At 69.9% G+C, this 20402-nt stretch carries 19 protein-coding genes and 1 pseudogene; 7 read left to right on the top strand and 13 right to left on the bottom strand.

The window, feature by feature from the left end:
* Positions 1-27: 27 nt before the first annotated feature.
* The 8 genes from IFT89_RS07875 to IFT89_RS07910 form a co-directional block, all read right to left on the bottom strand.
* Complete coding sequence (locus IFT89_RS07875) at positions 28-669, bottom strand: hypothetical protein (RefSeq protein ID WP_202938678.1); 642 nt, start codon at positions 667-669, stop codon at positions 28-30.
* Positions 670-759: 90 nt separating this feature from the next.
* Positions 760-1176: a heat shock protein transcriptional repressor HspR gene (locus IFT89_RS07880; RefSeq protein ID WP_202938679.1), complete on the bottom strand. Its 417-nt coding sequence runs from the start codon at positions 1174-1176 to the stop codon at positions 760-762.
* A gap of 30 nt (positions 1177-1206) precedes the next feature.
* On the bottom strand, positions 1207-2208 hold the full coding sequence (locus tag IFT89_RS07885; protein ID WP_194599428.1) for a DnaJ C-terminal domain-containing protein: 1002 nt from the start codon (positions 2206-2208) through the stop codon (positions 1207-1209).
* 2 nt (positions 2209-2210) lie between these two features.
* Positions 2211-2906: a nucleotide exchange factor GrpE gene (locus IFT89_RS07890; protein ID WP_202938680.1), complete on the bottom strand. Its 696-nt coding sequence runs from the start codon at positions 2904-2906 to the stop codon at positions 2211-2213.
* 2 nt (positions 2907-2908) lie between these two features.
* Entirely contained in the window at positions 2909-4771 is a 1863-nt protein-coding gene (gene dnaK, locus IFT89_RS07895; RefSeq protein ID WP_085511953.1) for a molecular chaperone DnaK, read from the bottom strand.
* A gap of 306 nt (positions 4772-5077) precedes the next feature.
* Complete coding sequence (locus tag IFT89_RS07900; RefSeq protein WP_202938681.1) at positions 5078-7660, bottom strand: ATP-dependent Clp protease ATP-binding subunit; 2583 nt, start codon at positions 7658-7660, stop codon at positions 5078-5080.
* 97 nt (positions 7661-7757) lie between these two features.
* Positions 7758-9131: an FtsX-like permease family protein gene (locus tag IFT89_RS07905; protein WP_202938682.1), complete on the bottom strand. Its 1374-nt coding sequence runs from the start codon at positions 9129-9131 to the stop codon at positions 7758-7760.
* A 2-nt stretch (positions 9132-9133) separates the two neighbouring features.
* Complete coding sequence (locus tag IFT89_RS07910) at positions 9134-9880, bottom strand: ABC transporter ATP-binding protein (protein WP_124768575.1); 747 nt, start codon at positions 9878-9880, stop codon at positions 9134-9136.
* Between the two features lie 178 nt (positions 9881-10058).
* On the opposite strand from IFT89_RS07910, the gene IFT89_RS07915 reads away from it, so the two are divergent.
* The 4 genes from IFT89_RS07915 (at position 10059) to IFT89_RS07930 (ending at position 13711) form a co-directional block, all read left to right on the top strand.
* Positions 10059-11525, top strand: a complete 1467-nt coding sequence (locus tag IFT89_RS07915) for an MFS transporter (RefSeq protein ID WP_202938683.1) — start codon at positions 10059-10061, stop codon at positions 11523-11525.
* 74 nt (positions 11526-11599) lie between these two features.
* Positions 11600-12181, top strand: coding sequence for an ArsR family transcriptional regulator (locus IFT89_RS07920; protein WP_202938684.1), 582 nt, complete (start codon positions 11600-11602; stop codon positions 12179-12181).
* A 25-nt stretch (positions 12182-12206) separates the two neighbouring features.
* On the top strand, positions 12207-13304 hold the full coding sequence (locus IFT89_RS07925; RefSeq protein ID WP_202938685.1) for a serine hydrolase domain-containing protein: 1098 nt from the start codon (positions 12207-12209) through the stop codon (positions 13302-13304).
* Positions 13301-13711, top strand: a complete 411-nt coding sequence (locus tag IFT89_RS07930) for a hypothetical protein (protein ID WP_194643712.1) — start codon at positions 13301-13303, stop codon at positions 13709-13711. Before IFT89_RS07925 ends, IFT89_RS07930 begins: the two co-directional genes overlap by 4 nt.
* Positions 13712-13733: 22 nt before the next feature.
* Here IFT89_RS07930 and IFT89_RS07935 read toward each other — a convergent pair whose 3' ends face one another.
* The 4 genes from IFT89_RS07935 to IFT89_RS07950 are packed head-to-tail and all read right to left on the bottom strand — an operon-like array spanning position 13734 to position 17292.
* Positions 13734-14150, bottom strand: a complete 417-nt coding sequence (locus IFT89_RS07935; protein WP_124768569.1) for an RbsD/FucU family protein — start codon at positions 14148-14150, stop codon at positions 13734-13736.
* Between the two features lie 43 nt (positions 14151-14193).
* Positions 14194-15057 (bottom strand): amidohydrolase family protein, encoded by an 864-nt coding sequence (locus tag IFT89_RS07940; protein WP_202938686.1) that lies wholly within the window; start codon positions 15055-15057, stop codon positions 14194-14196.
* The gene (locus IFT89_RS07945) at positions 15057-16010 is read right to left on the bottom strand and encodes an aldo/keto reductase (protein WP_202938687.1); all 954 of its coding nucleotides are present in this window, start codon (positions 16008-16010) and stop codon (positions 15057-15059) included. Before IFT89_RS07945 ends, IFT89_RS07940 begins: the two co-directional genes overlap by 1 nt.
* Positions 16003-17292 carry an L-fuconate dehydratase gene (locus tag IFT89_RS07950; protein WP_202938688.1) on the bottom strand — a complete coding sequence of 430 codons (1290 nt, stop codon included), beginning with the start codon at positions 17290-17292 and terminating at the stop codon, positions 16003-16005. The genes IFT89_RS07945 and IFT89_RS07950 overlap by 8 nt, the downstream gene beginning before the upstream one ends.
* A 180-nt stretch (positions 17293-17472) precedes the next feature.
* Between IFT89_RS07950 and IFT89_RS07955 the strand changes: the two genes are divergently transcribed.
* Positions 17473-18375 carry a fumarylacetoacetate hydrolase family protein gene (locus IFT89_RS07955; protein ID WP_202938689.1) on the top strand — a complete coding sequence of 301 codons (903 nt, stop codon included), beginning with the start codon at positions 17473-17475 and terminating at the stop codon, positions 18373-18375.
* Complete coding sequence (locus IFT89_RS07960; RefSeq protein ID WP_202938690.1) at positions 18372-19142, top strand: SDR family NAD(P)-dependent oxidoreductase; 771 nt, start codon at positions 18372-18374, stop codon at positions 19140-19142. The genes IFT89_RS07955 and IFT89_RS07960 overlap by 4 nt, the downstream gene beginning before the upstream one ends.
* A 251-nt stretch (positions 19143-19393) precedes the next feature.
* Here the strand turns inward: IFT89_RS07960 and IFT89_RS07965 are convergent, their stop codons facing one another.
* Positions 19394-20053 carry a MarR family winged helix-turn-helix transcriptional regulator gene (locus IFT89_RS07965; RefSeq protein WP_202938691.1) on the bottom strand — a complete coding sequence of 220 codons (660 nt, stop codon included), beginning with the start codon at positions 20051-20053 and terminating at the stop codon, positions 19394-19396.
* 53 nt (positions 20054-20106) lie between these two features.
* Here IFT89_RS07965 and IFT89_RS07970 point away from each other — a divergent pair.
* Positions 20107-20402 (top strand): annotated as a pseudogene (locus IFT89_RS07970) (hypothetical protein); the annotation flags it as partial.

Below are 20402 nucleotides of genomic sequence, written 5' to 3' on the forward strand. Positions count from 1 at the left end.
ACCGGCCACGCGATACGAGGAACGGCGTCACCGACGGCGCCCGCGCCGAGCCGGCTTCTCCGCCTTCACGGCTCGGAGAACGGCCGGGAAGACGAGGACACCGAGCCCGGCGGAGACGAGGAGGTTGACGACCGTGGCGATCGCGACGCCCTGGCCGAAGGCGCGGACGGTCTCGAGGCCGCTGGCGTCCTCGGCGCGGACGGACGCGATCGCACCGAACACGATCACGAGGCTGATGACCGCGAAGATGAGCTGCAGCGGGACGGTGGCCCACATGCCCCAGTGCGTGACGGCTCCGGCGCGACGCACGCCGTGACGTCGCAGGATCCGCAGGCTGAGGGCGATGCCACCGAGGAAGGCGACGACCCCGAGCGCGACGTACCCCCACACCCAGGCGCCGAACGGCGGTGTCAGGAAGAGCAGGATGAACCCGAACACGCGCGAGAAGCCGTCGACCCACTCGGCCTCGCCCGCACCGAGCAGGACGCCGACGAGGATCGGGGCGCCGATCACGACGAGCGTCAGCAGCGGAAGCACGCCCGCGATGACGCCGAAGTACATGAGCGGGTAGGCGGTCAGCCCGGTCAGGCGGGCGCCGCGCCGCCTCCGGGCCGTCGCGGGTGCGGTCTGCGCCGGGTCCGGCTTCGTCACCACGGGCTGCGCGCTCATGCCCCAACCCTACGCGGCGCGCAGACATACGACAGCGCACCCGTGGTCGTCATCCACGCGGGATGACGACCACGAGTGCGCTGTGGTCGGCTACTCGGAGAGCGACGGCCGCCAGAGGACGACCTCGGTCCGGCGGCGGGTGCGGGTACCGCTCCGCATCGGGACGACGCTCCCCTCCATGCCGGCGGCGAACACCCGGTTGCCCGGGGTACGCAGCAGGGCGTTGGCGAGCGCGTGCTCGAGCTCCCGCACCCGACCCTGGAGCGAGCTGACCTCGTTCTCCAGGGTCAGGATGCGGGAGATGCCCTCGAGGCTGACGCCCTCGGCACTGAGCCTGGACACCTCACGGAGCTGGGCGATGTCGCGCATCGAGTACCTGCGTGACTTCCCCGCGGTCCGCGTCGGCGACACGAGCCCGAGCCGGTCGTACTGCCGGAGGGTCTGCGGGTGCATGCCGGCGAGCTCGGCAGCCATCGCGATCGCGAAGACCGGCGAATGCTCGTCCATGCTCCCTGCCCTTCCGTGCGCTGCTGGCTACTAGCCCCGAGCCCGAGCGATGAGCTCGTCGCGGGGGTTGTCCTTCGGCTCCAGCTCGTGGAACCGTTCGAGTGCCTCCTTGGCCTCGCCGCCGAGATGCGCCGGGACGACGATCTGCACGACGGCCAGGAGGTCGCCGGTGCCCTTCGTCGTCGCGACACCACGGCCCTTGACGCGGAGGACGCGGCCGCTCGGCGTACCGGGGGCGACGCGCAGCTTGACGGGGTCGCCGCCGAGCGTCGGAACCTCGATCGTGGCGCCGAGCGCGGCCTCCACGAAGGTGACCGGCACGGTGACGCGGAGGTTCAGGCCGTCGCGTTCGAACACGGGATGCTTGCGGACACTCACGGTGACCACGATATCGCCGGCTTCGCCGCCGTCCGGACTCGGCTGCCCCTTGCCGCGCAGGCGGATCTTCTGTCCATCCGACACACCCGCCGGGATCTTCACCTTGATGGTGCGTCCCTCGGAGGTCTGCAGGGAGATGGTGTCGCCCTGCGTGGCCGTGATGAAGTCGATCGTCGTGTGCGCGGTGATGTCGCGGCCCGGCGTGGGTCCGCCGTAGCCGCGGAAGCCACCTGAGGTCTGGCCGAAGCCACCCTGGCCGAACATGCCGCCGAGGATGTCCTCGTATCCGGGAGGAGCCTGCTGGTAGCTGTAGCTCTGGCGACCGCCACCACCACCGCCCCCACCGAACATCGTCCCGAAGACGTCCTCGAAGCCGCCCTGGCCGCCGCCGGCACCCGGGGCGGTGAAGCGAGCTCCACCGCCCATGGCACGAACGGCGTCGTACTCCTTGCGCTGCTCGGGGTCGCCGAGGACCGAGTGGGCCTCGCTGATCTCCTTGAACTTCGCCTCGGCCTTCGCATCACCCGGGTTGGAGTCCGGGTGGTACTGCCGGGCGAGCTTCCGGTAGACCTTCTTCAGTTCCGCCGGCGTCACGTCCTTCTTGACGCCGAGGACCTTGTAGAAGTCCTTGTCGAACCAGTCCTGACTCGCCATGGCTAGCTCGCCGGGACCGCGACGACCACCTTCGCGGCGCGCAGCAGGGTGGAGCCCAGGTGGTACCCGGTCTCCACGACGTCGAGGACGGTCTCGCCCTCGGCGCCCGGCGTGGGCTGCTGGAAGATGGCCTCGTGCACGTTGGGGTCGAAGGTCTCGCCGATCGCTCCGAACGGCTTCAGCCCGAGCTTCTCGGCAGCGCCGCGGAGCTTGGCCGCGATCTGCGTGAAGGGGGCGTCGCCCTCGAGGTCGCCGTGCTTGTCAGCGCGGTCGAGGTCGTCGAGCACCGGCAGCAGGACCTTGGCGACCTCGCCGGTGGTGCGCTCGCGCTCCACCTCGCGGCCGGCCTCGGTGCGCTTCCGGTAGTTCGCGTACTCGGCCGTGACGCGCTGCAGGTCGCCGAGGCGTTCTGCAGCGAGCTGCTCGGCCGGGGAGAGGTCGCCGCCCTGCGCGGGCTCCTCGGGAGCCGCGTTGAGGATGTCCTCGACGGTCAGCTCGTCGTCGGCGGCCGGTGCGTCGGCGCCGGCGGATTCGGCAGGTGCGCCCGAGGGGGCCGACGCGTCGGCGTCAGCCCCCTCGGTGCCAGGCTGACGAACCTCGCCGGTCTCCGGGTCGTCCCCATGCTTCGCGGCCTGTCCTGAGCCTGTCGAAGGGATGATGGGATCGTCCTGGTTCTGGTTCTGGTTCTCGTCAGTCATGGTTACTTCTTGTCCTTGTCGTCTTCGTCCTCGACGACCTCGGCGTCGACGACGTCCTCATCGGAGGTCGCCTCCTCAGCCGGGGCCTCGGTTCCTGCGGCGGACTCGGAGGCCTGCGCCTGGGCGTAGATCGCCTCGCCGAGCTTGACCTGGCTCTCGTTGAGCTTGTCGAACGCGGTCTTCACCGCGTCCTCGTCCTCACCGGCGAGCGCGCTCTTCAGGGCGTCGACATCGGCCTGGACGTCGGTCTTGACGTCCTCGGGCAGCTTGTCGTCGTTCTCCTTGATGAGCTTGTCGATCGAGTAGGCGAGCTGCTCGGCGCTGTTGCGGACCTCGGCCTGCTCGCGGCGGGCCTTGTCGTCCGCAGCGTGCTCCTCGGCCTCGCGGACCATGCGCTCGATGTCCTCCTTGCCGAGGGACGAGCCACCGGTGATCGTCATCGACTGCTCCTTGCCGGTGCCCTTGTCCTTGGCGGACACGTGCACGATGCCGTTGGCGTCGATGTCGAAGGTGACCTCGACCTGCGGCACACCGCGCGGAGCCGGCGCGATGCCGGTCAGCTCGAAGGTGCCGAGGTTCTTGTTGTCGCGGGTGAACTCGCGCTCGCCCTGGAAGACCTGGATCGCGACGGACGGCTGGTTGTCGTCGGCCGTGGTGAAGGTCTCGCTCCGCTTCGTGGGGATCGCGGTGTTGCGCTCGATGAGCTTCGTCATGATGCCACCCTTGGTCTCGATACCGAGCGACAGGGGGGTGACGTCGATGAGCAGCACGTCCTTGCGCTCACCCTTCAGCACGCCGGCCTGGAGGGCGGCGCCGACGGCGACGACCTCATCAGGGTTGACGCCCTTGTTGGGCTCCTGACCACCGGTGAGCTTCTTGACGAGCTCGGCGACGGCGGGCATACGAGTCGATCCACCGACGAGCACGACGTGCGCGATGTCGGAGACCTTCACGCCGGCCTCGGCGATGACGTCGTTGAACGGCTTGCGGGTGCGCTCGAGGAGGTCGTTGGTGAGCTCCTCGAACTTCGCGCGGCTGAGCGTCTCGTCGAGGTTCGCCGGGCCGTTCTCCGTGAGGGAGAGGTACGGGAGCTGGATCGAGGTCGACATCGAGGAGCTGAGCTCCTTCTTCGCCTGCTCGGCGGCTTCCTTGAGGCGCTGCTTCGCGATCTTGTCGCCCGAGACGTCGACACCGGTCGAGTCCTTGAAGCGCTTGATCAGGTAGTCGACGACGCGCTGGTCCCAGTCGTCTCCACCGAGGCGGTTGTCACCGGAGGTGGAACGGACCTGGATGGTGGAGAAGTCGTCGTCCTTGCCCACTTCGAGCAGCGAGACGTCGAAGGTACCGCCACCGAGGTCGAAGACGAGGATGAGCTCGTCCTCCTTGCCGCGGTCGAGGCCGTAGGCGAGGGCTGCAGCGGTCGGCTCGTTGATGATGCGGAGCACGTTGAGGCCTGCGACCTCACCGGCTTCCTTCGTGGCCTGACGCTCGGCGTCGTTGAAGTAGGCGGGGACGGTGATGACCGCGTCGGTCACCGTGTCGCCCAGGTACTGCTCGGCGTCGCGCTTCAGCTTCGCGAGGATGCGGGCGGACAGCTCCTGCGGCGTGTACTTCTTGCCGTCGACGTCGAACTTCCAGTCGGTGCCCATGTGGCGCTTGACGCTCGCGATGGTGCGGTCGACGTTGGTGACAGCCTGGCGCTTCGCGGTCTCACCGACGAGCACCTCGCCGTCCTTGGTGAATGCGACGACGGAGGGGGTGGTGCGGAAGCCCTCGGCGTTGGCGATGACGGTGGGTTCTCCACCTTCGAGGACGGCGACCACCGAGTTGGTGGTACCGAGGTCGATGCCTACTGCACGTGCCATGTGTTGGTTCTCCTTGTGTTGACTGCCGGTTCGGAACTCGTCGACTCGGGCGGCATGCTGTGGGCGTCCGGCCGACTCGACGAGCTCGGCACCGAGCTGGTTGATGGGGTGATGGTGGTGTGACGTCGAGACTTGAGCCCCGATGACTCAATGCTACCGAGGCCCGGTTTCGACGTCAAGAAAGTTGAGTCCGCCTGGCTCAACTCCCAGCGGATGGCCAGTTTGCCTGCGCGGCGGCCAGCCGGAACGGCGACAGGCCCAGGGTCCGGAGGTCCGGTCCCTGAGCCTGTCGATCCATCTCCCGGCCTAGGCGGCTTCCGCCACCATCACAGACCGCTCGGTGACGACGATCTTCCCGCCGACCGCGTCGACGTGCACGGTCGAGCCGTCGCCGACCCCGCCGCCCACGACGAGCTCGGCGATGCGGTCGTCGACCTCACGCTGGATGAGGCGACGCAGGGGGCGTGCACCGTACTCCGGCTCGTAGCCGAGCTCCGCGAGGAGGGCGCGCGCTTCCGGAGTCGTCTCGAGTGACGCACCGCGCGCGGCCAACCGTTCGGTCGTGCGGCCGAGCATCAGCGCGACGATCTCCTGCAGCTGCTGCTGGTCGAGCTTGCGGAAGAGGACGATCTCATCGATGCGGTTGAGGAACTCCGGACGCATCGCCTCGCGCAGCTTGCCCATGACCCGTGCCCGCAGCGCCTCCTCGGAGCCGAAGCCCGTCGGGTCGTCGGCGCCACCGGCCACGAAGCCCATCGCACCGGACCGGGAGGCCAGGAACTCGGAGCCGAGGTTCGAGGTCATGACGACGACCGTGTTGCGGAAGTCGATCGTCCGCCCCTGACCGTCGGTCAGGCGACCGTCGTCGAGGACCTGCAAGAGCAGGTTGAAGACGTCCGGGTGCGCCTTCTCGATCTCGTCGAACAGCACGATCGAGTACGGGTTGCGCCGCACGCGCTCGGTGAGCTGGCCCGCCTCGTCGAACCCGACGTACCCGGGAGGGGCGCCGACGAGTCGCGACACCGTGTGGCGTTCGCCGAACTCGCTCATGTCGAAGCGGATCACGGAGTGCTCGTCAGCGAAGAGGGATCCGGCGAGCGCCTTCGCGAGCTCCGTCTTACCGACGCCGGTGGGGCCGAGGAACAGGAAGCTGCCGACGGGTCGGTTCGCATCCCCCATGCCCGTGCGGTTGCGACGGACGGCCTTCGACACCGCGGTCACGGCGTCGTGCTGGCCGACGACGCGGGCGTGCAGTTCGTCCTCGAGACCGGCGAGACGTTCCCGCTCGCCCTCCGTGAGCCGACTGACCGGGATGCCGGTGGCGCGGGACACGACGCCGGCGATCTGGGCCTCGTCGACGACCGCGTCGCGGTCGGTGCGGGCACCGGGTCCGTTGGAGGCGGCGTCGAGCCTCGCCTGCACGGCGGTGATCTCGTCGCGGATGCGCGAGGCCTCCTCGTAGTGCTCGGCCGACACGGCCGCGTTCTTCGACGCCTCGAGTGTCGCGAGCTCCTCGACGAGGGCGCTCACGTCGACCGCCTTCCCGAGCCGCAACCGCAGCCGGGCTCCGGCCTGGTCGACGAGGTCGATGGCCTTGTCGGGCAGGACACGGTCGGGCAGGTACCGGGCCGACAGCTCGACGGCGGCGCGGAGGGCGTCGTCGGTGAAGCGGACGTCGTGGTGCTCCTCGTAGGCCGGACGAAGACCGTCGAGGATGAGGACGGCGTCCTCGATCGACGGCTCGCCGATGCGCACGGGCTGGAAGCGGCGTTCGAGTGCCGGGTCCTTCTCGATCCCGCGGTACTCACGGAGCGTGGTCGCACCGATGAGGTGCAGCTCACCGCGCGCGAGACGCGGCTTGAGCATGTTCCCAGCGTCCATGCCGCCCTCGCCGGAACCTCCGGCGCCGACGACCGTGTGGACCTCGTCGATGAAGACGATCAGCTCGGAGCGGTTGGCCGCGATCTCGTCGAGCAGGCCGGTGAGGCGCTCCTCGAAGTCGCCGCGGTACCGGGTTCCGGCGACCATGGCCGGCAGGTCGAGTGAGACGACGCGCTTCCCACGCAGCTGCTCCGGGACGCCGCCGTCGACGATCGCCTGGGCGAGCCCCTCGACGACCGCGGTCTTGCCGACGCCGGCCTCGCCGACGAGCACGGGGTTGTTCTTCGTGCGGCGGGAGAGGATCTCGATGGTCTGCTCGATCTCCTCGGAACGTCCGATGACGGGGTCGAGCGATCCGCCTGCGGCGAGCGCCGTGAGGTCGGTGCCGAAACGGTCGAGCATCGGGGTGTCCGAGTCGAGGTCGTCGGCATCGCGGTCGTCCTGGTCGTCGGTGGCGACACCGGGGTCGCCGACGGTCTGGCGCATGCCCTGGGTCAGCGCCTCCGCCGTGACGCCGGCGCGGGCGAGGACCTCACCGGCAGGCGAATCCTGGTTGATGACGAGGGCGAAGAAGAGGTGCTCGGGGTCGACGTACGTCGATCCGGCGGCGCGGGCCACCTGGTAGGCGTGGAACAGCGCGCGCTGGGCCGACGGTGTGATGGCCGGGTCCTTGACGCTCGGCGAAGACGCCTGCGGCAGGCGCTGCTCGGCGGCCTTGGCGATGGCCTTCGGGTCGACGCCGAGGCGCGCGACGGCGTCCTTCGCGGGCTCCTCGCTCACGATGACGCGCAGGATGTGCAGCGCGTCGAGCTCGTTCTGGCCGCGCTCGAGCGCGAACCGGCCGGCGCGCTGCAGGATCTCCTGCGTCCGCGCGGTGAGGAAGCGGCTGAGGTCGATGGTCCGCGCCGAACGCGCCCGCTCGCCCTCGAGGTATCGGGCGAGGAAGTCGTCGAACGACGACGATCCGCCGTCTGCTGCTGCGCCGCCCTGGGTGAAGTCTTCGGGCACGTGAACCTCCTGGATTCAAACTTGAGTGTCGTACGCTCAAGTCCAACGCGGGATGCCCAAAGCTATTCCCGGCAACGATCCTCGTCCCAGCGAACCTTCAGCGAGCGAGCCTGTCCACCGCCGCCCGACGATGCTCCAGCGCCGCGGGCAAAGCGAGGGCGGCAGCCAGCACACAGAAGCCTCCAGCGCCGACCGCGAGGCCTGGCGCGACGGCGAGCACCGGGCGCGCCCCCGCTTCGAGGCGACCGAACGCCTCAGCCTCCACCGCTGAGACAGCCGCTGCCGTCAGGAGCCCGAGGAACGTCGCGGTCACGGCATACATGAAGGCTTCGACGACGACGGCTCCGACGATCGAGCGGTGACTGACGCCGCCCACAGCCAGCAGCGCGCGCTCGCGCGCCCGCTCACGAGCAGCCATCACCACGACCGTCGCGGTGCCGGCGATCGCCAGGACGACCGTCGGACCGAGAATGGTCCAGACGCCGGAGTGGTTGATGCCGTGCTCGCCGGCGGGCACAAGCCCGGCCGCCCTCCTGGCGGAATCGGCGGTCTCGAACACGGTGTAGATCGAATTCGCGAGGGCGACCGCGACGTAGAGCGGAACGAGGGAGACGCCTACACGGTCCAAGCGGAAGGCGCAGCCACGACGCGCGAGGTACCAAGCCGTCGACCACCGACGTGGGACGATCCATGTCCACGCCGCGAGGAACAGTGCAGCGATCCGCGAGACGTGCAGCGCGATCAGCGGGATGATGAGCAACGACAGGAGCATCGCGAGGCCTACTAGGAGACCGAGCCGACTGGACACGTCGCCGCTAGCCGAACCGACCATTGCGGCCGCCACTGCGAGGACCGCCGCCGACATGACCAGGCTGAGCGTGAGCCTGAACGCGGTCGGGCGACGGCGGACGACTTCCGCGCTCAGGACCGCATCGACCGCCGGTACCCGGAGGATCGAGCCGACACCTTGCAGACCGGCGAGCAACAGGATGCCGATGAGCAGCGCCCAGGTCGACAGGAGCACCAGCGTGCTCGCCGGGGCATCGACGATCGCGGTGACCGCGTTGGCCTGCAGGACCCAGCTGGTGAACCGCGGTGCGACCAATAGGGCCAGCGGCAGCCCGAGCGCTCCACCCACGGTCCCGAGCACGATCAGCTGCGACACAAGGACGCCGGCGATCCGCACTGACGACATCCCCGCGAGCTTCCAGGTCGCGAACGGTCGACGCTGGAGTTGCACCGCCAAGGAGACCGCGCTCGAGGTGATGACGAAGACGGCGACCGAGGCCATCCCGGACATCGGCGTGCTCAGATTCCGGACGATGCGCTGTTCCCGGACGGGCAGCCGATCGGCGACCTCCACGAGCGCTCCCACGCTGACAAGGAGCGCGTTCGCGAGTGCCAGGAACAGGAGCAGGGAGATCCACACCCGCCACTGCTGCAGGAGTGTGCGGAGAACGAGACCGGCCATCGTCATGCTCCCACGGACGTATGGACACTGTCCGCGCGGGCCGTTTCGATGGCGGACCAGAGCGCTGCCGGGGTGGCGGACGTCAGCTCGGCGTGGACAGAACCGTCACAGAGGACCAGCACACGATCCGCCCGCGCAGCAGCATCGAGGTCATGGGTAACCATCACCATCGTGCGTTCGGGACCGAGCGATCCGAACAGGAGGTCGAGCACGACCCGTCCTGACGACGTGTCGAGTGCACCGGTGGGTTCGTCGGCGAAGACCAATTCAGCCTGCGACAGCAACACCCGGCCGATCGCGACGCGCTGCCGTTCACCGCCTGACAGCTCGTCCGGGCGATGCCGGAGGCGCGACGACAGTCCGATGTCCGCGGCGATATCTGCGACCGCCTGACGCCCGGCTGCGCGACCGGCGAAGAGCGCTGGCAACGCGAGATTGTCCCGCACGTTGATGGAGGGGATCAGGTTGTAGTCCTGGAACACGAAGCCGACGGACCGCCGCCGGAATCGGGAACGACCCCACTCGGTCAGGGATGACAGCTCCGTCCCCAACGCCACGACGCTTCCACGTGTCGGCGCTCGGAGACCAGATAGGCAGTGCAGGAGTGTCGACTTCCCGGATCCCGAGGGCCCGACGACCGCCAACGACTCACCGGCGGCTACAGAAAGACTCACCCCCCGCAACACGTGGACCGGTTCGCGGCGATGCAGTGAATAGCCGAAGGAGAGATCGCGTGCTTCCAGGCTCATCGTTGCAGTGTCTTTCGTCGTTCAGGCACGGTGTCTCCACCACCTCAGGTCGGTCGTGAGCATCGGGGCTGCTGCGCTCGATGTCCTTGAAATATCAAATGTAGAGTTCGGTGTCGTCGACTGCAACGCCGGGCCTCCGCGCTACCGCCCGTTCACCACGCGGCACTAGCCTCAGTCCATGAGCACGACTCCCCCAGGTGGCACCGACGACACCGGCCGGACAGGCGGGCACGGCGACGAGGCCCCGCGTCTCGGATCCCGGCCCCGCAACTTCCCGCCACCACCGCTCGTCACCCCCGACGCCGCAGCGGCCACCGTCGACCTCGACACCTCGCAGGTCGCCGCAGTGAAGGCGCAGGCGGGCCGTAAGGGTCGCATCTTCGCGTGGAGCCTGTGGGACTGGGGCTCGGCGTCGTTCAACGCCGTCGTCACCACCTTCGTGTTCACCGTCTATCTGACGAGCGAGTCCTTCGGCGAGGAGGCCGCGGTGTCGGCGTCCCTCGGGTGGGCGCTCGCCGCCGCCGGCCTGCTGATCGCGATCCTCGCGCCGGTCGTCGGCCAGCGGTCGGACTCCGCCGGTCGACGGAAGTTCTGGCTCGGCTTCAACACCTACGTCGTCGTCGCGATCACCGCGCTCCTCTTCTTCGTCGCCCCCGATCCGAACTTCCTCTGGCTGGGCCTCGTCCTCCTCGCGGTCGGCAACATCGTGTTCGAGTTCGCCGGCGTCAACTACAACGCGATGCTCGCCCAGGTGTCGACGCCCACCTCCATCGGCAAGGTATCCGGTCTCGGCTGGGGCATGGGGTACATCGGCGGCATCGTGCTGCTGCTCATCGTGTACTTCGGCTTCATCTCCCCCGAGGTCGGACTCTTCGGCGTCACCGGCGAGGACGGCATGGACGTCCGCGTCGCGATGCTCGTCTCCGCGGCGTGGTTCGGGATCTTCGCCCTGCCCGTGCTCTTCGCGGTGCCCGAGTACCACGCGCCACAGGCCGTCGCCCGGCCGCACGTCGGGTTCTTCGCCTCCTACGGCGTCCTCGCCAAGAGCATCGCGGAACTCTGGCGCGACAGCCGACAGACGCTCTACTTCCTGCTCGCGAGCGCCGTGTTCCGCGACGGGCTCGCCGGCGTCTTCACCTTCGGTGGCGTCCTGGCTGCAGGGACCTTCGGCTTCTCACCCGGCGAGGTGATCATCTTCGCGATCGCCGCCAACGTCGTCGCCGGGATCGCGACGATCACGATCGGCCTGCTCGACGACAAGGTGGGGCCGAAACCCGTCATCGTCGCGTCGCTCATCGGCCTCGTCATCGCGGGAAGCGCCGTGTTCTTCCTCCACGAGGGCGGCGCGACGATCTTCTGGATCTTCGGGCTCATGCTGTGCCTGTTCGTCGGCCCCGCACAGTCGGCGAGCCGCTCGTTCCTGGCGCGCATCATCCCCGAGGGCCGCGAGGGTGAGGTCTTCGGCCTCTACGCCACGACCGGCCGCGCCGTGTCCTTCCTCGCACCGACCGCCTTTGCATTGTTCGTCACGCTTGGCGGGGCGCAGTTCTGGGGGATCCTCGGGATCGTGCTCGTGTTGCTCATCGGCCTCGGACTGCTGATCCCGGTGCACGCGAAGCAGGGGCGGCTCAGCTCGCGGGTGTGACACGCGCCGCCACCGCTCGGCTCAGAGGACCTTCTGGCTTGATTTCGTAATTACGATATTTGTACACTTGGGTCATGACGACCATCGACCCCGGCGATCACGAGGCACGTCTCGCGCGTCTCGAAGCCGCCGTGTTCGCCCGACCGGCCGACGACGACACGACCACCGAGCGACCGGATGACGTTCCGTCCGCAGCGGCGGCGGGCGATGCCGACGACACCTTCTGGGCGCTCCGCGGGCTCGAACAGCGGACGGTCGAGCTCGAGCACGGGGCGGTCCTCTTCACCGGATCGGTCGTCGCCGGCGGCGGACCCGTGCAGTGGCAGTACGCCCGGGCGACCGACGACCTCCTCGCGCTCGGCGACGACCCCGACGCCGTGGAATCAGCAGGCTCCGGTCCACTCGCGACCGCGGCATCGCGGCTCGCGGCCATCGGCTCCCCCGTCCGACTGCAGCTGCTCCTGGCCGTCGCCAACGGCACTTCCGCACTCGCGGACCTCGGCGAACTCGACGGCATCGGGACGACCGGCCAGGTCTACCACCACGTCCGCGTCCTGACGGCCGCCGGCTGGCTGCAACCCGCCGGCCGCGGACGGGTCGCGGTCCCGCCCATGCGACTCGTCCCGCTGCTCGTCGCCGTCGCCGCCATGGAATGACCACCGACCCCAGGAAGGACCCCGCATGACCGCCACACCACGCAGCACGTCCCGACCCAGACGGGTCTGGGTCGTCGCCGCCGTCAGCACCGCTGTCGCCCTCGCGATCGGGCTCGCCTTCCGGCCAGGGCCCTCGACGCTTCCCCCCGAGGCCACCGGCGACGCCGAACTCGCGGCCACCGTCCGCGAGCTCGCCGGCCCCGACCGCAAGGCCCTGCTGGCCGTCGTCGTCACCCCGGACGGCACCCGCACCGCGACGATCGGCGCCGAACCGGACACCCGGTTCGAGATCGGGTCGGTGAGCAAGGCCTTCACGGGACTGTTGCTCGCCGACGCGATCGAGCGCGGCGAGGTCACCCCGGAGACCAGGCTCGGTGACCTCCTCGAACTGGGCGACGCGCCAGCGGCGGACGTCACCCTCGAGCAGCTCGCCACCCACACCTCCGGCCTGCCCCGGCTGCCGATCGACCTCTCGACGATCCTCTCCTCGGCGTGGTTCGCGCTCACGACGGCGAATCCGTACGGCGAGGACCTCGACCAGCTGCTCGAGCAGGCGCGGTCCGCGTCCCTCGACACCCCGAAGGGCACCTACTCCAACCTCGGTTTCGAACTGCTCGGTGCCGCCCTCGGCTCGGCAGCCGGCACCAGCTACGCCGACCTCCTCGAGGAACGGATCACCGGTCCGATGGGACTCGACTCGACCAGCCCCGTGAGCGATGCAGCAGACCTGGGCGACCGCGACCTCCTCGGTGAGACCGCCGGCGGACGGACCGCCGCAGCATGGACCGGCACGGCGATCGGGCCTGCCGGTGGCATCCGCTCTGACACGGAGGATCTCGCCCGCTTCGCGGAGCGACTGGCCGACGGCAGCGCGCCGGGCATCGAGGCACTCGACCCACAGGCGGCGTTCGGCGATCGCGAGATCGGCTGGGCCTGGATCACCGATCGGAAGGCGATCGACGGCGAGGACCTCGTCTGGCACAACGGCGCCACGGGCGGCTTCGCGTCCTTCGTCGGCGTCGTCCCGGCGACCGGCACCACGGTGGTCCTCGTCTCAGCGACCCAGGAGTCGGTCGACGCGGCCGGCGTCGCCCTCCTCGAGCAGATCGGAGCAGCACGATGATCGAGATCCTGATCCCCGCAGTCGTCGCCCTGGTCATCGCGTGGATCCTCGCACTCCAGGTCGTCCACGCGTGGAGCACGGGACGCTGGGCGGCGACCGAGCGCTACCGACTGGTCGTCGACGCGGTGGACAGCATCGTGATCCTCGCCCTGGTCCGCGCCCTCGCCGCGCCGGTCGGCATCTGGTCCTGGGCGTGGGTCATCGCCGTCGCGATCGTCGGCTTCGGACTCGCCGGAGCCGCCCTGCGCTGGCGCTCACTCCCCTGGCACGCACCCAAGCCGAAGCGCGCACTCGACGAGCACGGGGCGACGGTCGAGACCGCGGTCGAACCCCGCACCCGCGGTCGGCAGGTCCTCTCGGGGATCTACGCCGTCGTCGGTGCCGCGATCGTCGCGCTCTGCTGGTGAGCGACCGTAGCCCACGGTCGGGTCAGGCGCCCGGGAGCACGAGGCCCTTCCGCAGGGTGACGTTCCCGTACTTCCTGGTCTCGCCCGTGCGGATGATGAGGAACGCCGTGGCGGCCTCGTCGTAGTAGGCGAACCGGTCGACGAAGCGCACGGCGTCCGCGGTTGTGCCGGCGGCGGCGATGAGTTCCCGCTGGACGTCGAGCACCGTGCCGTCGGCACTCGTCATGAGGTCGAGCACGGGCTCGTCGTCGAGCGGGATCACCGTGCGCACCGCTCGGAGGACCTCCGGCGTCGACAGCGTCGGCAGCACGACGACGCGTTCGCCGAGCCGGGTGGCCGGGAAGTGCGCGTCGGCGATCACCACCGCGTCCGAATGTCCCATCGCGTCCAGGTGCAGCAGCAGTTCGCCGCTCAGCACCGGGTCGATCCCTGTCAGCATGGTGACCTCCTCGTCATGGTTCCGTGTCCATCCGTCTGCCCGATCATGTCAGTCCGTCGACGCCGACCGGCCCGCGGGGGTCGAGCCGGTAGACGCGCGTCGCCGTCCCGCCACGCAGTGCATCGCGTTCCGCCGGCGACAACTCGTCGACGAGACCGGACAGCTCGTGCCATACCGCACCGTACCCGCCGCTCGTGACGGTCATCGGCCAGTCGCCGCCGAGCATCAACCGCTCGGGCCCGAAGCAGGCGAGTGCGGTGTCCCAGGCCCGACGCACGTCGGCCGCCACGAACGGCCGACCGGCTCGATTGAGGCCCGACACCTTGGCGACCACGTTCGGTGACGCCGCCGCCGCGGCCAGCTCGGTCGCCCATCGTTCGAAGGCCTCATCGTCGCGCGGCGGCTTCGCGAGGTGGTCGACGACGATCGTCAGCCCCTCCTCCAGCCGTGCGAGTCCGGTGGCGTCACGGAGCAGCCGAGGGAAGGCGTTCGGGAGGTCGAGCGGAAGCCCCCGGTCCGCGAGGACCGCCGCCAACCGGCGCGCGGGTGCTGCCAGGAGCAGGCCGTCCCGCGGATCGTCGTGCAGCAGCTGACGAACGCCGCGGAATCGTGGATGCACTCCCCAACGGTCGAGCAGTTCCTCGGCCCGCTTCGCATCGTCGATCGGCACCCAGCCGACGACGCCGGCCACCCAACTGAAAGCGTCCGATGCGCTGAGCATGGACATCGTGTCGAGCTCCGTGTCGTCGGCCTGGACGAGGATCGCCGCATCGACGCCGGCCTCCCGCAGCTCCGCGGCCGCGCGCTCCGGCGTGAAATCCTCGCGAAGTGCCTCGTCGGCCGAAGCGAGCCAGTGATACCCGTCGGCGCGATTCCAGAGATGGAGGTGCGCGTCGATCGTCCGCATCAGCCGAGCAGTCCTCTGGTGCGCAGCTCCGTCCAGAAGGTCTCGGGGATCGGCGCCTCGAAGCGCTCCACGTTCTGGATCATCTGCTCCGGCCGCGAGGCACCGACCGCGACCGTCCGCACAGCGGGGTGACGGAGCGGAAACTGGAGGGCGGCTGCGGGCAGTTCGACCTCGAACCGACGGCAGATCTCGGCGATGTCGACGGCGCGGTCGAAGACCTCCGGCGGGACGGCACCGTACTCGTAGCGTCCGTCGCGGTCGGGGACGGCGCGGGCCAGCAGGCCAGAGTTGAACACCGAGGCGGCGACCACACCGACGCCGTGTTCCAGGCAGGCGGGCAGCACCTCCTCGGCCGCTGGCTGCTCGGCGAGCGTGTACCGACCGGCGATCATGATGAGGTCGGTCAGGCCCGTGCGCACCGCGGCGAGGAGTGCGGCGACGTCCATCGACCCGATCCCGACCGCCCCGACGAGTCCTTCGTCGCGGAGGGCGGCGAGCGCCGGAATCCCCTCGGAGATCCCGGATTCGGGGTCGTTCCGTTCCGGGTCGTGGAGGTAGAGCACATCGACGTGGTCGAGCCCGAGTCGCTCGAGGGACTCGTCGAGCGAGCGCCGCACGCCGGCCTCGCTCGCGTCCCACTCGCGCCGCAAGGTCGCCGGGACGACGAAGTCGTTGTCCGTGTCGAGCGCACCCTCCCCCGCGGGGTTCGGCACGAGGAGGCGGCCGACCTTGGTGGACAGGACGTACTCGTCGCGGGGCTTCGTCCGCAGGAAGGCGCCGAGCCGACGCTCGGAGAGACCGAGACCGTAGTGCGGAGCCGTGTCGTAGAAGCGGACGCCGTGTTCCCAGGCCGCATCGAGGATCGCCCAGGCCTCCTCATCGCCGAGCTCGCGGTAGAGGTTGCCGAGGTTGGCGGCGCCGTACGCGAGCCGCGGGACGAGCAGCTCAGGCACCGGCGCCCCGGAAGGTGAACTCGGCGATCGACGTCGCGAGCATCTCCGAACCGCCGCCGGGGGCGACCGGCGCGCGGTACCGGCCGGCGACGATCTCGACGGGCTCGACGAAGTGCTCGTGCAGGTGGTCGACGAATTCGATCATGCGTCCATCCTCGCTCCCGGACACGGCGATGAAGTCGAACATCGAGAGGTGCTGCACCGCTTCGCACAGCCCGACGCCACCGGCATGCGGGCAGACCGGGACACCGAACTTCGCGGCCAGGAGGAGGATCGTGATGTTCTCGTTCACGCCGGCGACCCGCGTGGAGTCGATCTGAAGCACCTGGAGGGCGTCGGCCTGCAGGAACTGCTTGAACATGATGCGGTTGGCCATGTGCTCACCGGTCGCGACCGGGATCGGGGCGACCCCGCGCGCGATCGCCGCGTGGCCGAGGATGTCGTCGGGGCTCGTCGGCTCCTCGATCCAGGCGATGTCGTAGGGGGCGAGTCGGGACATCCAGTCGATCGCCTCCGCGACGTCCCACCGCTGATTGGCGTCGACGGCGATCCGGATGTCGGATCCCACGGCGTTCCGGGCGATGGCGAGGCGACGGACGTCGTCCTCCACATTCCCGCCGACCTTGAGTTTGACCTGCGCGAATCCGTCCGCGACCGCTTCGCGACACAGGCGGTCGAGCTTCTCGTCGGAGTAGCCGAGCCACCCGGGCGTGGTCGTGTAGGCGGGGTACCCGGCGGCGAGCAGGGCCTCGGTCCTGGCCTCCCGTCCCGGTTCGGCGCGTCGGAGGATCGCGAGGGCGTCGTCCGGGGTGAGGACGTCGCTCAGGTAGCGGAAGTCGACGAGCTCGACGAGCTCCTCCGGCGTCATCATGGCGAGCAGCCGCCAGAGCGGCAGGCCGGCGCGTTTGGCCTTGAGGTCCCAGAGCGCGTTGACGACGGCGCCGATCGCCATGTGCATGACGCCCTTCTCGGGGCCGAGCCACCGGAGCTGGGAGTCGTAGACGAGTTCGCGCCAGAAGGACCCGAGGGCGTCGAGCACGGGCTCGACCTCGCGACCGAGGAGGTGGTCCCGGAGGGCGTGGATGGCTGCGACCTCGACGTCGTTGCCGCGTCCGATCGTGAAGACGAAGCCGTGGCCCTCGTGGCCGTCGTCCGCGTCCGTCACGAGCCGCAGGTAGGCGGCGGAGTAGTCGGGGTCGGGGTTCATGGCATCCGAGCCGTCGAGGGTGGTCGAGGTCGGGAACCGGACGTCGTGCGTCTCGAATCCGATGATGGTACTCACGTCGGCATGCTCCTTCGGGCTGGTGCCACCGAGCTTAGACATCCGATGTCTGGGCTGTCAATGCGCTCAGCGTGGACCAAATCACCTGTTGCAACGGCCGGGTCGGGCGGTAGAGTTCAGACGTTATCGGCTACGGAGCCGGGTCCGCACGCGGGCACCGGCGGAACCGGAAGGACCAGCATGCGCTTCGCCAGACTCGGCCCCGCGGACGGGGAGACCCCCGTCGTGTTCGCGGGAGACACCGCCTACGACCTCCGATCGATCACTCCCGACATCGACGGAGCGTTCCTCGCCGGCGGCGGCGTCGATCAGGTTCGCGCCGCCCTCGAGTCGGGTGCGCTCCCCGTCCTCGACGGCGCCGACGAGCTCCGGATCGGCGCTCCGATCGCCCGGCCGAGTGCGGTCGTCTGCATCGGGATGAACTACGCGGCGCACGCCGCGGAGTCCGGATCCGCTCCGCCCGAGATCCCGATCATGTTCCTGAAGACGCCGAACACGGTCGTCGGCCCGAACGACGACGTCCGCATCCCGCGCGGCAGCACGAAGACCGATTGGGAGGTCGAGCTGGGCGTCGTCATCGGCGAGCGCACCTCCTACCTCGACAGCCCTGAGGACGCCCTCGGCCGCATCGCCGGCTTCGTCACCGCGAACGACGTGTCGGAGCGCGACTTCCAGATGGCGGCGAGTGGCGGGCAGTGGTCGAAGGGCAAGTGCGCTCCGGGCTTCAACCCGACCGGCCCGTGGCTCGTGACGCCGGACGAGGTCGACGCCGGCGCCCTGCGACTCCGCAGCTGGGTCAACGGCGAACCGCGTCAGGACTCGAGCACGGCCGACCTCATCTTCGACGTCGCCACGGTCATCTGGCACCTGAGCCAGTACCTGCAGCTCGAACCCGGCGACCTCGTCCTGACCGGCACACCCGAGGGCGTCGCGCTCTCCGGCCGGTTCCCCTACCTCGCACCGGGCGACGTCTGCGAGGTCGAGATCGAGGGCCTCGGCCGCCAGCGACAGCGGTTCGTCGACCCGGTCCCTGGAATCGCGCCGTCTGCCAAGCCCGCCGAGGCACTCGGAGCCCGCGCATGAGCGCGGCAGACACCGGCGAGTTCGACGGACTCGTCGCGATCGTCACCGGCGGCGCTTCGGGGATCGGTGCCGCGATCGTCGAACGTCTCGCCGCCGATGGTGCGAGCGTCGCGATCCTCGACCTGAACCCGTCGCCCGACGAGGACTCCGCCACCCGCCTGTCGGTTCGGGCGAACGTCGCCGACGACGCGTCGGTCCGCGCGGCGATCGACGCCGTCGTCGCACGGTTCGGCCGCCTCGACATCGTCGTGAACAACGCCGGGATCGGCGCGCAGGGCACCATCGAGTCCAACGACGACGACGAGTGGCACCGCGTCTTCGACATCAACGTGGTCGGCATGGCTCGCGTGACGCGCGCAGCCCTCCCACACCTGCGCGAGTCGCCGTCGGCCACGATCGTGAACACCGCGTCGATCGCCGCGACGGCGGGACTCCCCCAGCGCGCGCTCTACACGGCGACGAAGGGAGCCGTGCTGTCCTTGACGCGAGCGATGGCCGCCGACCACCTGCGCGAGGGCATCCGGGTGAACTGCGTCAACCCGGGCACGGCCGACACCCCCTGGGTTGGCCGGCTGCTCGACAGCGCCGCCGACCCGGCCGCAGAACGCGCCGCACTCGAGGCACGCCAGCCGCATGGCCGACTCGTCGCTGCGACCGAGGTCGCCGGTGCCGTCGCCTACCTGGCGAGCCCGCGATCAGGCTCGACGACCGGCACCTCGATCGCCGTCGACGGCGGGATGCAGGAGCTCCGCCTCCGCCCCGAGTAGCGAGGGCCGAGTCCCGATGCCGCCTCACGGTCCACAACGCAGGAGCGCCCCGGCGGTTCTCCCGCGAGACGGCCATCCCCAGGCCGACACGCCTGACTCCTCCTGAATTGCGAACGGCATGGACCGGACGGGTCCGATCGTGCAGAACTCAGGCGCACGCCGGCGCGTCCCGCCACCGAGGGGATGATCCGGCTCGACTCACCGGGACGCTCCTGAATTGCGAACCCTGGCCCGAGGATCAGGCGGGCGAGCTACCGGTCGGTGTCGGGGCGCGGCCACGCGGCGACGAAGCGCTCGAGGTACGCGGCGAACTGCGCCGCCTCCGCGGGCGCGAATCCCGAGAGCGCGGTCGTGACCGCGTCGCGTCGACCCCGGTGCGCCTCCTGCAGGACCGCGCGGCCGGCGGCGCTCAGCTGCACCACGCTGCGTCGACCGTCGTTCGGGTCGACTGCGCGAGCGACCTCGCCGCGCTTCGTCGCTTCGGCCACGAGCCTGCTCGCGCGGGGCTGGTCGACACCGATCGACTCCGCGAGCGCACTGATCCCCATGCCACCGGCCGCCTCATCACGAGCAAGCGCGTCCAGCATCCGGAACCGAGCAGCCTGGGTGATCGCCTGCTCACGCGGGTGACGGGCGCCACCGCCGGGAGCCCAGGGCCCACCGAAGCCGGGTCCGAAGCCGGGACCGCGCCCGCGCCCGCGCCCGCGTTCATCCTCAGCGCCGCCGTCGGCGTCGTGCCGATGACCGCCGTGCTCATCGTGGTGGTGATGACCGGGCCCACCGCGCCCACCGCGTCCGCCGAACCGACGGCCTGACTGGTCCCGTCGGATCTGGACGAGGGCCTGCTCGATCATCTCCACCGGGTCGGTTGCTGTGGGTTCGCTGGGCTGTGCTTGACGATCGTCGGACATGCATGTCATTATACATTTACATGTAACAGAGCATGCAAATAAGGAGACCACCCATGAACACCCCCACGACTTCCCCAGAGCAGTCCACCACCCAGTCCGCCGAGCGCCCGCTCGGCTTCTGGCTCCGCACCGTCGATCACGCGCTCAAGCACTCGATGCACGAGGTGCTCGCCGAGGACGGCCTCGGCCGCCGCAGCTGGCGCACGCTCGAGCTCATCGCCTCCGGCGCGTCGAGCGTCGAGGAGATCGACGCCTCGCTCCCGCCACACCGCCACGGACCGCGCAGCCCCGAACGGTTCGGCCGCCGCGGCGGGTTCGGCCCCGGTCGCGGCTTCGGTCGCCCGGAGCG

The organism is Plantibacter sp. CFBP 13570, from assembly GCF_014841395.1.
Classification (GTDB): domain Bacteria; phylum Actinomycetota; class Actinomycetes; order Actinomycetales; family Microbacteriaceae; genus Plantibacter; species Plantibacter auratus.